The sequence below is a fragment of the Kitasatospora sp. NPDC029367 genome (assembly GCF_055569135.1).
Genome location: NZ_JBVHYH010000010.1, coordinates 26299 through 39998, shown reverse-complemented (window position 1 = coordinate 39998; position 13700 = coordinate 26299). Strand labels below are relative to the sequence as shown.

Annotated in this window: 13 protein-coding genes and 1 pseudogene; 9 read left to right on the top strand and 5 right to left on the bottom strand. The window is 74.7% G+C overall.

Going from position 1 to position 13700, the window contains the following annotated elements:
* Positions 1-226: 226 nt before the first annotated feature.
* Complete coding sequence (locus ACZ4W5_RS08360; protein ID WP_465653595.1) at positions 227-643, bottom strand: hypothetical protein; 417 nt, start codon at positions 641-643, stop codon at positions 227-229.
* Positions 644-646: 3 nt separating this feature from the next.
* Positions 647-1204 (bottom strand): universal stress protein, encoded by a 558-nt coding sequence (locus tag ACZ4W5_RS08355; protein ID WP_465653594.1) that lies wholly within the window; start codon positions 1202-1204, stop codon positions 647-649.
* Positions 1205-1428: 224 nt separating this feature from the next.
* On the opposite strand from ACZ4W5_RS08355, the gene ACZ4W5_RS08350 reads away from it, so the two are divergent.
* From ACZ4W5_RS08350 to ACZ4W5_RS08320, 7 genes and pseudogenes are all read left to right on the top strand, one after another.
* On the top strand, positions 1429-1722 hold the full coding sequence (locus tag ACZ4W5_RS08350; RefSeq protein ID WP_360234306.1) for a hypothetical protein: 294 nt from the start codon (positions 1429-1431) through the stop codon (positions 1720-1722).
* Positions 1723-1785: 63 nt separating this feature from the next.
* Positions 1786-2133, top strand: coding sequence for a GntR family transcriptional regulator (locus ACZ4W5_RS08345; RefSeq protein WP_360234309.1), 348 nt, complete (start codon positions 1786-1788; stop codon positions 2131-2133).
* Positions 2130-3134 carry a DUF1648 domain-containing protein gene (locus ACZ4W5_RS08340; RefSeq protein ID WP_465653593.1) on the top strand — a complete coding sequence of 335 codons (1005 nt, stop codon included), beginning with the start codon at positions 2130-2132 and terminating at the stop codon, positions 3132-3134. The genes ACZ4W5_RS08345 and ACZ4W5_RS08340 overlap by 4 nt, the downstream gene beginning before the upstream one ends.
* 197 nt (positions 3135-3331) lie before the next feature.
* The gene (locus tag ACZ4W5_RS08335) at positions 3332-5071 is read left to right on the top strand and encodes an ABC transporter permease (protein ID WP_465653592.1); all 1740 of its coding nucleotides are present in this window, start codon (positions 3332-3334) and stop codon (positions 5069-5071) included.
* Positions 5072-5085: 14 nt separating this feature from the next.
* A complete protein-coding gene (locus tag ACZ4W5_RS08330) occupies positions 5086-6405 on the top strand; it encodes an ABC transporter ATP-binding protein (protein WP_465653591.1) in 1320 nt (439 codons plus the stop codon).
* Positions 6406-6519: 114 nt separating this feature from the next.
* Entirely contained in the window at positions 6520-7281 is a 762-nt protein-coding gene (locus tag ACZ4W5_RS08325; RefSeq protein WP_465653590.1) for a PMP-22/EMP/MP20 family protein, read from the top strand.
* 75 nt (positions 7282-7356) lie between these two features.
* Positions 7357-8197 (top strand): annotated as a pseudogene (locus ACZ4W5_RS08320) (SAM-dependent methyltransferase).
* Positions 8198-8282: 85 nt separating this feature from the next.
* On the opposite strand, the gene ACZ4W5_RS08315 reads toward ACZ4W5_RS08320, so the two are convergent.
* Positions 8283-8945, bottom strand: coding sequence for a response regulator transcription factor (locus ACZ4W5_RS08315; RefSeq protein WP_360234324.1), 663 nt, complete (start codon positions 8943-8945; stop codon positions 8283-8285).
* Positions 8942-10138: a sensor histidine kinase gene (locus ACZ4W5_RS08310; RefSeq protein ID WP_465653589.1), complete on the bottom strand. Its 1197-nt coding sequence runs from the start codon at positions 10136-10138 to the stop codon at positions 8942-8944. The genes ACZ4W5_RS08315 and ACZ4W5_RS08310 overlap by 4 nt, the downstream gene beginning before the upstream one ends.
* A gap of 125 nt (positions 10139-10263) precedes the next feature.
* Between ACZ4W5_RS08310 and ACZ4W5_RS08305 the strand changes: the two genes are divergently transcribed.
* Both ACZ4W5_RS08305 and ACZ4W5_RS08300 read left to right on the top strand, forming a co-directional pair.
* A complete protein-coding gene (locus tag ACZ4W5_RS08305) occupies positions 10264-11175 on the top strand; it encodes an ABC transporter ATP-binding protein (RefSeq protein ID WP_465653588.1) in 912 nt (303 codons plus the stop codon).
* 8 nt (positions 11176-11183) lie between these two features.
* Positions 11184-12059: an ABC transporter permease gene (locus ACZ4W5_RS08300; protein WP_465653587.1), complete on the top strand. Its 876-nt coding sequence runs from the start codon at positions 11184-11186 to the stop codon at positions 12057-12059.
* On the opposite strand, the gene ACZ4W5_RS08295 is transcribed toward ACZ4W5_RS08300, so the two are convergent.
* Positions 12022-13578, bottom strand: a complete 1557-nt coding sequence (locus ACZ4W5_RS08295) for an MFS transporter (protein ID WP_465653586.1) — start codon at positions 13576-13578, stop codon at positions 12022-12024. The genes ACZ4W5_RS08300 and ACZ4W5_RS08295 overlap by 38 nt on opposite strands.
* Between the last annotated feature and the right edge of the window lie 122 nt (positions 13579-13700).

Below are 13700 nucleotides of genomic sequence, written 5' to 3'. Positions count from 1 at the left end.
CGAACGCTCAAAGGACGGGGGTGTGTTTTGGGTTGGGGCTTCCCCTGCCCTCCCCCCCCCCCCCCCCCCCCCCCCCCCCCCCCCCCCCCCCCCCCCCCCCGGGGCGCCGGGGCGCCCAGCCTTCACCTGTCTTCCACCGGTCGCCGCGGGCTCCGGAGTACCGGCCGGGGCCCGGGGGTTCGGCGGCAGCCCGTCCCCGTGCGGGGGCGGGCCGTCCACGGGCGCCTCAGACCGTACGGTCCAGGCGCAGCAGCGCCACCCGCACACGGCGCCGGGGCAGCGCCGCGGGCAGCGGGAGCAGCAGTGCGGCGGCGGTGAACGCCGCGTAGTGCCAGGTCTCGGGCCAGGTGCCGGACCAGCCGAGCTCGGCGTGCCGGTGCTCGGCGAAGGCATTGCAGCACAGCCAGGCGGCCAGGCCGACCAGCGGCGCGGCCCACGGGCGGGAGAAGTGCCCGACCAGTACGCACAGCGCCAGGTAGGCGGCGAGCGCGGGCGCCCCGGAGTGCAGGGCGCCGACCCGGCCGAGGGCGAGCGCGAGCAGTCCGCCGCCGAGCAGGGCGATGGTGCCCGAGGTGCCGGGCGCCGGCCGGTCCAGCACCGGACGGAAGCGGGCGCCGCCGGGGCGCGCCGAGTACATCCGCACCCGTCAGCGGCCCTTCGCCGCGAGCGGTTCGGGCGCCGGGGCGACCGTCAGGTGCCAGCGGGTGCGGCGGTGGAGCGCCTCCAGGTCGTGCAGCAGCTCGGGCACCGGGACGACGAGGACGGGGCAGCCGGCCCGGCGGGCGCAGTACGCGGACACCGACCGCCGCAGCCGGCGGCGCAGCGGGCCGCCGCTGCGGCCGAGCACCAGCAGGTCGTCCGGTCGGTCGGCGACGTGCGCCAGGGCGGGGCCGGTCTCGCCGCGGATCACCACGGGCTGCATCGGCACGTCGGGGCCGTCCGCGCCGAAGGCCGCCGCCAGGGCTTCGTCCAGGCGCCGCTCGGCGGCCTCCCGCACGGCGGCGAGCAGCGGCGGGCAGGGCGAGCGGCGGTAGCCGTGCTCGCCGCCCGGGGGCTCCCAGGCGAGCACCGGCCACAGCACCGCACCGCGGTCGCGGGCCTCGGCCAGGCCGCGGTGCAGCGCGGCCAGACTGCCCAGTGACCCGCTGACCCCGACCACCACCCTGGGTGCCGTGCCGTTCTGGTGCCGCCCGTCGCCGTGCATGATCCGTCCTCGTGTGGTTCGGTCCTTCGTCACTGCCCACCCAATCGCCTCCCGGCCGCCCGCCCGGCCCTTGTTGACGCCTCCCTGACGCCCCGGGCGGCGTTCCGTACGCACTCCATACACGGACCGGCGCGCCACCCTGCGGTGCGCTCTCCGGTGCGCCCTCCGGGGGCAACCCGGTCGTTCCGGGCGAGGCGCGCGCCTCGGACGGTTATGCATCAGGAATGAAAATCACCCTTCGCGCCGCCCTCGGCGTCCCGCTGATGACCGCCGCCGCCCTGGCCCTGACCTCCGTTCCGGCCACCGCGGCCACCGGGGACCTGGCCATCAACGGCACCACCCAGACCGATCCCTCGGGGTGCTACGCCCTGGACGGGACCGCCAGCGTCGTCGACAACCTCACCGACCGGGCGGCGGAGATCCACTCCGGCGCGGACTGCACCGGAGAGGTCGTCGAGGTGATCGCCGCCGGTGACGACAGCCGCGTCACCGGGGCGCAGAGCCTCTTCATCCCCTGACCCGGTTCGCCCCCCGAGCGGCCGGTGGCACCACGATCGGATGGTGCTATCGTCAATAGCACCATGTTGCTGAAGCTGGACCTTGGCGACGCCCGCCCCCTGCACGAGCAGGTGGCGGGCGCGATCAGACGGGCCGTCGCGGAGGGCGAGTGCGCCCCCGGCGACAAGCTGCCGCCCGCCCGGGAGCTGTCCCGGGCCCTCGGCGTGAACACCAACACCGTGCTGCGCGGGCTGCGCGCCCTGCGCGACGAGGGGGTGCTGGAGTTCCGCCGGGGCCGCGGCATCACGGTCGCCACCGATGCCGACACCCGTAGCGAACTGGTCGAGCGGGTACGGCAGTTGATCGCGGACGCGGCCCAGGCCGGCTACAGCAGGAACGATCTCGTGGATCTGATCAGGGGGATGTCGTGAAGGACGAAGAAGCCGCCGGGGAACCCGCCCCGGACCGGCCGGTGCGCCGGACGGCGCTGTGGGGGGCCGGGGTCTGGATCCTCGGCGTGACGGCTCTGCTGGTCGCACTGCCGCTGACCGCCCGGGACCGGCTACCGGAGCAGGTGGCCACGCACTGGAGCGGGAGCCGGCCGGACGGTTCGATGCCGCTGACGGCCGCGGCGCTGTTCCCGGCCGGCGTCTGGCTGCTGGTCGCGGCCGGTCTGGCCACCGCGCTGCGGTTCCGGCCCGGCCCGGCCCGCGGCGCCGCCGGACCGGTGCTGGCCGGCACCGGGGTGCTGCTGAGCGGCGCGCAGGCCTCGATCGTGCGCGCCAACCTGGACCGGGCCCGCTGGCAGGACGCCGCACCGATGGGCATCGAGGTGCTCCTGATCGTTCTCGCGGCCGGCCTGGCGGGTGTGCTGGCCTGGCTGGCGACCCGGCCGGCCGCCGACGGGCCCGCCCGGCCCGGCGGGCCGGTGCTGGAACTCAGGGCCGGCGAGCGGCTGGTCTGGCTCTCCCGGGCCTCCAACCACTGGATGCAGGTGGTCGCCGCGGTGATGGGCCTGCTCACGGCCGCGGGCCTGCTGCTCGCCGCGGCCGGGCGCACCGAGTCCGTGGACTGGGCGTCGGTGGTGCTCTTCGGCCTCGGCGCCGTCGCCCTGCTGCTCTGCTCCTCGGTCCGGGTCCGGGTGGGCGACGACGGCCTGCACGTCGGCTTCGGCCCGTTCGGGCGGCCTGCCCGGCACCTCGCCCCCGAGGAGATCGCCTCCGCCCGGGTCGGCCGGCTCAACGCCCGGCAGGCCGGCGGCTGGGGCTTCCGGGTCTTCCGTGGGGGCACCAGCGTCTTCCTGCGCTCCGGCGAGTGCCTGGTGGTCCGCACCAGGCGCGGGACGGACTTCGTGATCAGCGTGGACGACGCCGAGCGCGGCGCGGCCCTGCTCAACGCACTCGTCCAACGGGCCGGCACGCCGAACGGCTGACCCCGGCCCACCCGCCCGGCCCGCCCGTACGGCCCGCCACCCGTGAGCAGCCCTCCGGTGGCGGGCCGGTTCGTCTGCCGCGAGGCTGGTGCGCGGTCGGACCCGCGCGGTCGGACCCGCGCGGTCGCCCCCGGCGCGGTCGACCCCGGCACGGCGGACGAGCGAGCAGGCCGAAGAACGGACGGACGGTGGTACGGGTGACCGGCGGCAACGGCGGTTTCCCCTCCCGCGGCGTGTGGCGCCGCCCCGGGCTGCGCTGGGTGGACGTCCTGGTCGGTGCCGCCCTGGTCGCCGGACTGTACGGACTGCTGCGGCTCGCCCCCTCGCTCGACGCGCCGTTCCTGCCCGACCGGGCCCCCGCCACCGTCTCCACCGACCCCGCCCGGCTGCCCTTCTACGCGGTGCGCTCGCTGCTGCGGATGTTCGTCGCCCTGATCGCCTCGGTGCTGTTCACCTTCGTCTACGCGACCGCCGCCGCCCGGATGCGGCGGGCCGAGAAGGTGCTGCTGCCGGTCCTCGACATCCTCCAGTCGGTGCCGATCCTCGGCTTCCTGTCGATCACCGTCACCGCCTTCATCAACCTCTTCCCCGGCTCCACCCTCGGCCTCGAATGCGCGTCGGTCTTCGCCATCTTCACCTCGATGGCGTGGAACATGACCTTCGCGTTCCACTACTCGCTGGTCAGCCAGCCGCGCGAACTGGACGAGGCGGCCCGGGTGATGCGGCTGACCAAGTGGCAGCGGTTCTGGCGCCTGGACGTGCCCAGCGGCATGATCCCGCTGGTCTGGAACGGGATGATGAGCTTCGGCGGGGCCTGGTTCTTCCTGGCCGCCTCCGAGTCGATCAGTGTGCTCAACCACCGCTACGCGCTGCCCGGGATCGGCTCCTACGCGGCCACCGCCATCGGCAACGGCGACCTGGGCCAGGTCGGCATCGCGATCGGCGTGATGGTCGTCATGGTGATCGGCGTCAACGTGCTGTTCTGGCGGCCGATGACGGCCTGGTCCGAACGCTTCCGGGTGGAGGAGTCGGAGGCCGCCGACCGGCCGCGCAGCCTCGTCCTCGACCTGCTGCGCCGCTCCAGCCTGCCGGAGCTGGCCGCCCGCCCGCTGCGGCCGGTCGGGCTCGCCCTGGACCGGGCCACCCGGGTCTTCGGCCTCGCCGAGCACCCGCTCGCCCGGCCCGCCTCCCGGGAGCGCACCGGGGACGTGTTCTTCGCCGGGGCGGTGGCCGCCGTGGTGGTGCTCGGCGCCTGGAAGGCCTTCGACTACGTCCACACCAGCGTCGGCCTGGGCGAGTTCGGCCACGCCTTCGCGCTCGGCGCGGCCACCTTCGGGCGGGTGCTGGTGCTGCTCGTGGTGGCCACCGTCGTCTGGGTGCCGGTCGGGGTGTGGATCGGCATGGACCCGAAGGTCACCCGCTACGCCCAGCCGGTGGTGCAGGTGCTGGCCAGCTTCCCGGCGAACTTCCTGTTCCCCTTCGCCACCGCCGCGTTCGTCGCCCTCGGCATCTCGCTGAACCTCGGCTCGGTGCTGCTGATGGCGCTCGGCGCCCAGTGGTACATCCTGTTCAACGTGATCGCCGGGGCCTCCGCGATCCCCAGCGACCTGCGCGAGGCGATGACCGGCTTCCAGGTCCGGGGCGGGCTGCGCTGGCGGACCTTCGTCCTGCCGGCGGTCTTCCCGTACTACGTCACCGGCGGCATCACCGCGGCCGGCGGCGCCTGGAACGCCTCGATCGTCGCGGAGGTGGTCGACTACGGCACCCACCACCTGACCGCCACCGGGCTCGGCTCGTACATCGCCGAGGCCACCGGCACCGGCGACTTCCCCAGGACCCTGGTCGGGGTGAGCGTGATGAGCTGCTACGTGGTCGCGCTCAACCGGCTGCTGTGGCGCCGGCTCTACCGGCTCTCCGAGACCCGCTACGCCCTCTGAGGAGACCCCACGCGATGTCCGCCGCCCCCGCCCGCACCACGATCGTCGAGGCCTCCGCCGTCACCAAGACCTTCACCACCCCGGACGGACGGGCCCTGCCGGTGCTGGACGACATCAGCCTGCACCTGGCCGAGGGCGAGATCGTCGCCCTGCTCGGCAAGTCCGGCTCCGGCAAGTCCACCCTGCTGCGCTGCCTGGCCGGGCTGATCCCGCCCTCCTCCGGGACGGTCAGCTACCGGGGCACCCCGCTGCGGGCCGCCAGCCCGGGAGTGGCGATGGTGTTCCAGTCCTTCGCCCTGCTGCCCTGGCTGACCGTCCAGCAGAACGTCGAACTCAGCCTCCAGGCGCGCGGGGTGGGCGAGGAGGAGCGGCGCGAGCGGGCGCTGCGGGCGATCGACCTGATCGGCCTGGACGGCTTCGAGGGCGCCTACCCCAAGGAGCTGTCCGGCGGGATGCGTCAGAGGGTCGGCTTCGCCCGGGCGCTGGTGGTCGAACCGGACGCGCTGTTCATGGACGAGCCGTTCTCCGCCCTGGACGTGCTGACCGCCGAGAACCTGCGCAACGAACTGGTCGGCCTCTGGGAGGGCCGCGGGGCCCCGGTCAAGTCGATCCTGATCGTCACCCACAACATCGAGGAGGCGGTGCTGCTGGCCGACCGCATCCTCGTGCTGTCCTCCAACCCCGGCCGGATCCGCTCCGAACTGACCGTCGACCTGCCCCGCCCGCGTGACCGCCGCACCCCCCAGTTCGAGGCCCTGGTCGACACCGTCTACGGCATCCTCACCGGCCGCGAGGAGCCGCCCGCCACCGAACCCGCCGCCCGGCAGGCCGTCACCCCGATCACCACCCCGCTGCCGCCGGCCACCGTCGGCGGGCTGGCCGGCCTGCTGGAGATCCTGCTGGCGACGGGCGGCGAGGAGGGCCTGGCCGAGATCGCCGACGAGCTCAACTTCGAGGTCGACGACCTGCTCCCGCTGGTCGACGCCGCCGTCCTGCTCGACCTCGCCCGCACCACCGACGGCCGCTTCGCCATCACGCCCGCCGGCCGCGAGTTCGCCGCCGCCGACATCCTCACCAGGAAGCAGCTGTTCGCCCGCCAGGCCGCCCGCCGGGCCCCGCTGGTGCGCGCCGTCGTCCAGTCGCTGGCCGCCACCAGGGACCACAAGCTCCGCGAGGACCTCTTCCTCGACCTGCTGCGGTCCGGCTACGACACCGCGGACGCCCGGCGCCAGTTGGAGACCGCCATCGACTGGGGCCGCTACGGCGAGCTCTACGACTACGACGCGGACGACGCGGAGTTCGCCCTCGAACCCGGCGCCGAGGCCGCGTTGTAGGCCGAGGCCGGAGCGCAGGCCCGACAAACCACCCGATCCGGTGGTGGGTCGATCTCCTCCTGCGGGTACACCAGTTGACGGCCAACCATCGCGCTCACCAGCGAGGAGGCATCCGTGACCGACGACCGGAGTGCCGGAAACACCATCGAGATCCCCGATTCCCCCGATTCCCCCCGACGGACCGTCCAGGACGAACGGACCGTGACATTCCTGCGCTTCGGCGTCGGGGCGATCGGCGTGCTGCTGCCGCCGGCCCTGCCGCTGGGCAACTGGCTGGCGGACGAGCTCACCGGGCGGGCCACGGACGGCTTCTGGCCCGCGTCGATGAGCGCCGCGTACTACGGCGGCACCCGGAACATCTTCGTGGGCGCCCTGTGCGCGCTCGGGGTGTTCCTGATCTGCTACCGGATGGACCGGCGGGACGACCGGTGGAGCACGGCGGCCGGGGTGTTCGCGCTCGGGGTCGCGCTGTGCCCGACGGCGCCGTCGGATCCGACGGGGTTGCAGCGCACCGTCGGGGTGTTCCATCTGGTGTTCGCCGGGCTGCTGTTCGTGATGCTGGCGCTGTTCTGCCTGTACTCCTTCCGCAATCCGCGCTCGGCGCAGCCGGCCCGGGTGGCCACGGCGTACCTGGCGGCGGGGGTGCTGATCCTGGTCGCCCTGCTGGCGGCGGTGGTGACGGGGCTGTCGGGGTTCGGGGCCGACTGGGCGGTGCGGCCGGTGTACCTGTGCGAGTGGGTGGCGACCTGGGCGTTCGGTGCGGCCTGGATCGGTGCGGCGGTGGAGCTGGCGGCCGGGCGCGGCAGCCGGGCGGGTGCGCTGCCCCGACAGGCGGTGGGGCTGGAGGCGCGGAGTCCGGAGGCGCCCCTCACCTGAACCTTCGTCATACCGTCACACCGGCGAACCGTTACCATGCGCACCAGGACCGGCCGCCCTGGCGCCCGGTGACGGATGCCCGAAGCAACGGGGAGCGAGAGCGTGACGGACGAGCACTACCCCTCGGTCGACCTGCGGATGGACGTGCCCCACTCCGCACGGGTCTACGACTACCTCATCGGCGGGAAGACCAACTTCGAGGCGGACCGGGCCGCCGCGCACGCCTCCGTCCGGGCCTGGCCGGCGCTGCCGACGTCCATGCGGACCACCCGCGCCTTCATGCAGCGCTCGGTGCGCCACCTCACCGAGCAGTACGGGGTGCGGCAGTTCCTGGACATCGGCACCGGCATCCCCACCTCGCCCAACGTGCACGAGATCGCCCAGGCGATCGCCCCCCGAGGCCCGGGTCGGCTACGTCGACAACGACCCGATCGTGCTGACCCACGCGCGCGCCCTGATGGACAGCACGCCCCAGGGCCGCACCTGTTACGTGGACGCCGACTTCCGGAACCCGGAGTCGATCATCGAGGACCCCCGGCTGCGCGAGGTGCTCGACCTCTCGCAGCCGGTGGCGCTCTCGCTGATCGCCATCGTGCACTTCGTGCTGGACGAGGACGACCCGCAGGGCATTGTGCGCCGCTTCATGGACGCGCTGGCGCCCGGCAGCTTCCTCGCCCTCACCGTGTTCACCGGCGACACCGACCCGGTCGGAGTGGGCGGCGTCGGCCGGGAGTACAACGCCCGCGGCATCCCGCTGCAGATCCGCGACAAGGCCGAGACCGAGGCCTTCTTCGACGGCTACCGGCTGCTCGACCCGGGGGTCACCCTGGTCCACCACTGGCGGCCGGACCCGGACGCCCCGGCGATCCGCGACCGGGACATCGCGATGTACGCGGGCGTGGCCGTCAAGGACTGACCTCACCGACGGGGCGGGGCCTGATCGGCCGGGGCGGGTCCGGCTCGGCCGGGGACCGGTCCGGGTCGGCCGGGGCCTGTCCGGGTCAGCCGGGAACGGCGACCAGGCCCGCCTCGTAGGCCAGGATCACCAGTTGGACCCGGTCGCGGGCGTCCAGCTTGGCGAGCAGGCGGGTCATGTAGGTCTTCACGGTGGCGATGCTGAGCACCAGTTCGGCGGCGATCTCGGTGTTGGACAGGCCCCGGCCGACCAGGGTGAGGATCTCCCGCTCCCGCTCGGTGATCACCTCCAGCCGCCGCGCGGCGGCGGCCGGTGCGGGCTTCGGCTGCTGGGCCGCGAACGCCCCGATCAGCCGCCGGGTGACGCTCGGGGCGATCAGTGCCTCCCCCGCGGCCACCACCCGCACCGCGGCGAGGATGTCGTCCAGCGCCATGTCCTTGACCAGGAAGCCGGAGGCCCCGGCGCGTAGCGCCGCGTACACGTGCTCGTCCTCGTCGAAGGTGGTGAGCACCACGACCTTCGACGGCCCGCCGGCGGCGGTCACCTGCCGGGTGGCCTCGATGCCGTCGGTGCCGGGCATCCGGATGTCCATCACCACGACGTCCGGCCGCAGTTCGGCGGCCAGCCGGACGGCCTCGGCGCCGTCGCCCGCCTCGCCGACCACCTCGACGTCCGTCGTCTCGGTGATCACCATCTCCAACGCGGCCCGCACCAGCGGCTGGTCGTCGGCCAGCACCACCCGGATCATCGGCCGACCCCCGCGGGGACGGGCAGCCGGGCGGCGACCCGGAAGCCGCCGTCCGGGCGCGGCCCGGCCTCGAACTCGCCGTGCAGCAGGGCAACCCGCTCGCGCAGCCCGGCCAGGCCGAAGCCGCTGCCGGGCGTGGAGCCGTGGCCCCGGCCCCGGCCCCGGTCGGTGACCTCCACCCGGAGCTCCTCCGCCCGGCTGCAATCGACGGTCACCAGGCACTCGGCGGCCCGCGCGTGCCGGACCACGTTGGTCACCGACTCCTGGATGATCCGGAACGCCGAGAGGTCGATCTCCGGTGGCAGCGGCCCCGGTTCGCCCGTGCGCCGCAGCTCCACCCGTACCCCGGCCGCGGTGGTGGTCGCGGCCAGCCGGTCGAGGTCGGCCAGGCCCGCCGGGACGGTCTCGGACACCTCGCCGTCGGCCTGGCGCAGCGCGACCAGCATCCGGCGCAGCGCGGCCAGGGTCTCCCGACCGGCCGCCTCGATCTCGCCCAGCGCCTGCTTGGCCCGCTCCGGCCGGCGGTCGATCACCCGGCGGGCCGCGCCGGCCTGGAGGGCCACGATGCCGATGCTGTGCGCGACGGTGTCGTGCATCTCCCGGGCGATCCGCAGCCGTTCGGCGGTCACCGCCTCGGCGGCGGCCCGGCTGCTCAGGGTCTCGGCGTGCTCCCGGTTCTGCCGCACCGAGCGCCCGGCCAGCCAGGCGACCAGGGCCAGCAGTGCGGCACCGTCGGCCGAGCCGATGTGGGTGCCGGTGAAGATGCCGACGGTGTTGCCGTGCACCAGACCCATGTGCAGCACCAGGAAGAGCGCCGCCACGGCGAAGGCGGCGCGCGAACTGCGGCGCGGGGCATGGGCGGTGATCAGGAACAGTGCGACGTACACCGCCAGCAGGGCGGCCGGGGACACCTGGGTGTGGCCGGCCCAGCCGTCGGTCTCCGTCCAGGTGGCGATCAGCAGCACGACGACCGAGAGCACCGGCAGCCGGCGCACCAGCGCCGCGCCGACGAAGGCGATCGCGGTGTCGCCCAGGGTGAAGGCGAGACCGCCGTGCAGGGCGGCGCCGCGGTGCAGCGGGCTGGAGGCGCCGAGCAGCACGGCCGGGTAGGCGGCGGCCACGCACCAGGCGAGGGCGACCCAGGCCTCGGGCGGGACACGCCGGATGAACGGGGGCGTAGGTGTCGCGGGCATGGTTCAAGATCGTAACGGTGGGGTCGGGCGCCGTCATCCAACCCTGGTTGTACGACCGGGGCCGACCCGCGGTGTCGACACCGGTCCGATGCGGCGGCCGGGGCTCCCCCGGCACTGTGGTGCCCATGATCGAAGTCATCGAGCTGACCAAGCAATACGGCCGCCGCACGGCCGTCGACCGGCTGACCTTCACCGTGCGCCCCGGCCACGTCACCGGCTTCCTCGGCCCCAACGGCGCCGGGAAGTCCACCACCCTGCGGATGGTGCTGGGCCTCAACGCCCCCACCTCCGGCACCGCCACCGTCGGCGGCCGGGACTTCCGCAGCCTGCCGCGCGGCCTGCGCGAGGTCGGCGCCCTGCTGGACGCCGGGGACGTGCACGGCGGCCGCACCGGCGCCGCCCACCTGCGGGCGCTGGCCCTCGGCAACGCGATCCCGCGCCGACGGGTGGACGAGGTGCTCGCCGAGGTCGGCCTCGCCGACGCCGCCGGGCGCCGGATCGCCGGCTACTCGCTGGGCATGAAGCAGCGCCTGGGCATCGCCGGGGCCCTGCTCGGCGACCCGCCCGTACTGCTCTTCGACGAGCCGCTCAACGGCCTCGACCCCGAGGGCGTGCTCTGGGTGCGCGGACTGTTCCGCCGGCTCGCCGACGAGGGCCGCACCGTCTTCGTCTCCAGCCACATGATGGCCGAGATGGAGCACACCGCCGACCGGCTGGTGGTGATCGGCCGCGGCCGGCTGATCGCCGACGAGAGCCTCGGCGAGTTCGCCGCCCGGGCCGGCCGCGCCGCCGTCAGCGTCCGCGCCGCCGAACCCGACCGGCTGACGGCCGTACTGCGGGCCGCCGGCGCCACCGTCCGCCCCGGGCCGGACGGCGGCCTGGACGTGACCGGTCTCGACGCCGGACAGATCGGCGAACTCGCCCTGGAACAGCGCCTGTTGCTCTACGGCCTGACCGAACGCGGCGCCTCCCTGGAGGAGGCCTTCATGCAACTGACCGCCGACAGCGTCGAATACCTCGCCGGAGACCCCCGTTGAACACCCCCATGCGCTCCACGACCCCCATGCGCTCCTCGGCCCCTGCCCGATCCGCACCCCCCGACCGATCCGCGACCCCCGTCCGCCGGGCCCGCTTCGGCGACCTGCTCGCCGCCGAGTGGCTCAAGTTCTGGTCACTGCGCTCGATCCCCTGGGTGCTCGCCGTCGGCGCGCTGGTCATCCTCGCCGCCAATCTCAAGTCCGCCCAGTACACCCACGACCACTACACGCCCGGCGACGGCGACCCGGCGACGATGAAGCAGGAGGCCCTGAACGTCTCCTTCATCACCGGCTCCGCCGAAGTCGTGATGCTGCTCTCGGGCGGTCTCGGCGCGATCGTCATCGCGGGCGAGTACGCGACCGGCCTGATCCGCACCACCCTGGCCGCCGTCCCCGACCGCCGGGCCGTGCTGCTCGCCAAGGCGGGCGTGCTGACGGCCGTCCTGCTCGGCTTCGGCATCGGCACCGCGGGCCTGTCCTTCGCCCTCACCCAGGCGATGCTGGCCGACCAGGGCATCGGACAGTCGATCACCGACCCGACGGCGCTGCGGTACGTGGCGGCGGCCGCGCTGTTCGCCCCGGTCTGCGGACTGGTCGGACTCTGCCTCGGCACCCTGATCCGGCACAGCGCGGGCGCGGCGGTGGGCACCATCGTGCTGCTGTTCTTCCTGCCCTCCGTCGTCACCGAGCGCTACCGCTGGAGCGCCGACCTCCTGCACGCCCTGCCCTTCTCGGCCTGGGGGCGCCTCGCCCGCACCACGCTGGCCGGGATGCGCCCCACCGACTACCCCGCCACCGTCGCCGGCGCCTGGACCACGTACGCGGTGTGGGCGCTGGCCTCGGTGCTCATCGCGGTGGCGGTGATCCGGCGCCGCGACCACTGACGGTGCCGTGACCACTGCCCGGGCCGGCCTCCCGCCGGCCCGCCCACTGGTCGGCGAGGGCGACCAGCAGGGCCGCCAGGACCAGACCGGCCGCGACCGTGACGCCCAGTTGGAAGGCGAGCGCCCAGTCCGGGTGGCGTCCGGAGGCGTGGGCGAAGAAGACCGAACCGACGACGGCGATGCCGACCGCCGAGCCCACCCGCTGGGCGGTCTGCAGGACGCCGCCGGCGCTGCCCGCACGGGCGAGCGGGACGTGCTGGAGCGTGAGGGTCTGGTTGGGGGCGATCACCAGACCGCTGCCCACCCCGGCGACCAGCAGCGGACCCACCGTCGCCCAGGCGACCGACTGCCCCGACCACAGCTGCACCGCCAGGGCCGAGGCCAGCAGGCCGACCAGTACCAGCAGCAGCCCGAGCACCACCAGCCGCCGGCCGAGCCGGCCCACCAGCCGCCCGCCCACCGGCGCCGCCACGCCCGAGCCGACCGCGAAGGGGGTGATCGCCAGGCCCGCCGTCAGGGCCGAGTAGTGCAGGCCCGCCTGGAGGTAGAGCGTGAAGATGAAGAAGATCGCGGTGAACCCGGCGAAGTACACCAGCGACAGCAGCACCCCCGCCGCGTACGGCCGCACCGCGAACAGCGCCATGCTGACCAGCGGTTCGCGCCGCCGGGCGTCCTGCCGCTCCCCCGCGTAGCGGCGCTCCCAGCCGACGAAGGCCGTCAGCAGCACCGCCGCCAGCGGCAGCAGCAGCCAGCGGGCCGGGCCGTGCCACTGCTGCTCCTGGACGAAGGGCAGCAGCAGGGCGACCGTCCCCGCGCCGAGCAGCAGCACCCCGAGCGGGTCGAAGTCCCGGTGCCCGGCCCGCTCGGCGGCCGGGCGGGGCGGCGGCAGCAGCCGGTAGGCGACCGGCAGGGCGGCCAGGCCGATCGGCAGGTTGACCAGGAACACCCAGCGCCAGCCGTCCTGCGGGCCGAACAGGTGGATCAGCAGCCCGCCCAGCAGCGGCCCGACGGCGGTGGACAGCCCGATGGTCGCGCCCAGCGCGCCGAAGGCCCGGCCGCGTTCGGGGCCCTGGAACAGGGTCTGGATGAAGCCGGACACCTGCGGCACCAGCACCCCGCCGGCCGCGCCCTGGAACAGCCGGGCCAGCACCAGCCACTCCTGGTCCTGGGCCGCCCCGGCCAGCGCGCTGGCCGCGGTGAACAGGGCGAGCCCGGTGAGGAAGACGGCCCGTCGGCTGCGGGCGTCGCCGAGCCGCCCGGCGGGGACGAGCACCAGGCCGAAGGCCAGCGCGTAGCCGCTGAGCACCCACTGCAGACCGCTGTCGGACATGTGCAGTCCGGCCCGGACGGTGGGAAGGGCGACGTTCACGATGCTGACGTCCAGCAGGGTCATGAACCCGGCGACCAGGCAGACCGTCAGCGCCCGCCAGCGCCGCACCTCGGCCCGCCCGCCGACGGCGGAGGCGCCGGGCGGCTGCGGGCACGGGCGCTCCGCGTCGCGGGCGGGTGGGGCGATCATGGGGAGCCTCCTCCCGGCGCCCGGGGGCTGGTCCCGGCTCTGCTCCGGCCCATCCTCACCTGGGCCGAACCCCGCCGCCACCCGAACCCCGGACGACGCCGACCGGCCCCGTCCGGCCCCGG

Coding starts and splice junctions, on each gene's coding strand:
- ACZ4W5_RS08355 (WP_465653594.1), bottom strand. CDS start 1,204: ATGCACGGCGACGGGCGGCACCAGAACGGCACGGCACCCAGGGTGGTG.
- ACZ4W5_RS08350 (WP_360234306.1), top strand. CDS start 1,429: ATGAAAATCACCCTTCGCGCCGCCCTCGGCGTCCCGCTGATGACCGCC.
- ACZ4W5_RS08345 (WP_360234309.1), top strand. CDS start 1,786: ATGTTGCTGAAGCTGGACCTTGGCGACGCCCGCCCCCTGCACGAGCAG.
- ACZ4W5_RS08330 (WP_465653591.1), top strand. CDS start 5,086: ATGTCCGCCGCCCCCGCCCGCACCACGATCGTCGAGGCCTCCGCCGTC.
- ACZ4W5_RS08315 (WP_360234324.1), bottom strand. CDS start 8,945: ATGATCCGGGTGGTGCTGGCCGACGACCAGCCGCTGGTGCGGGCCGCG.
- ACZ4W5_RS08310 (WP_465653589.1), bottom strand. CDS start 10,138: ATGCCCGCGACACCTACGCCCCCGTTCATCCGGCGTGTCCCGCCCGAG.
- ACZ4W5_RS08305 (WP_465653588.1), top strand. CDS start 10,264: ATGATCGAAGTCATCGAGCTGACCAAGCAATACGGCCGCCGCACGGCC.
- ACZ4W5_RS08300 (WP_465653587.1), top strand. CDS start 11,184: ATGCGCTCCACGACCCCCATGCGCTCCTCGGCCCCTGCCCGATCCGCA.
- ACZ4W5_RS08295 (WP_465653586.1), bottom strand. CDS start 13,578: ATGATCGCCCCACCCGCCCGCGACGCGGAGCGCCCGTGCCCGCAGCCG.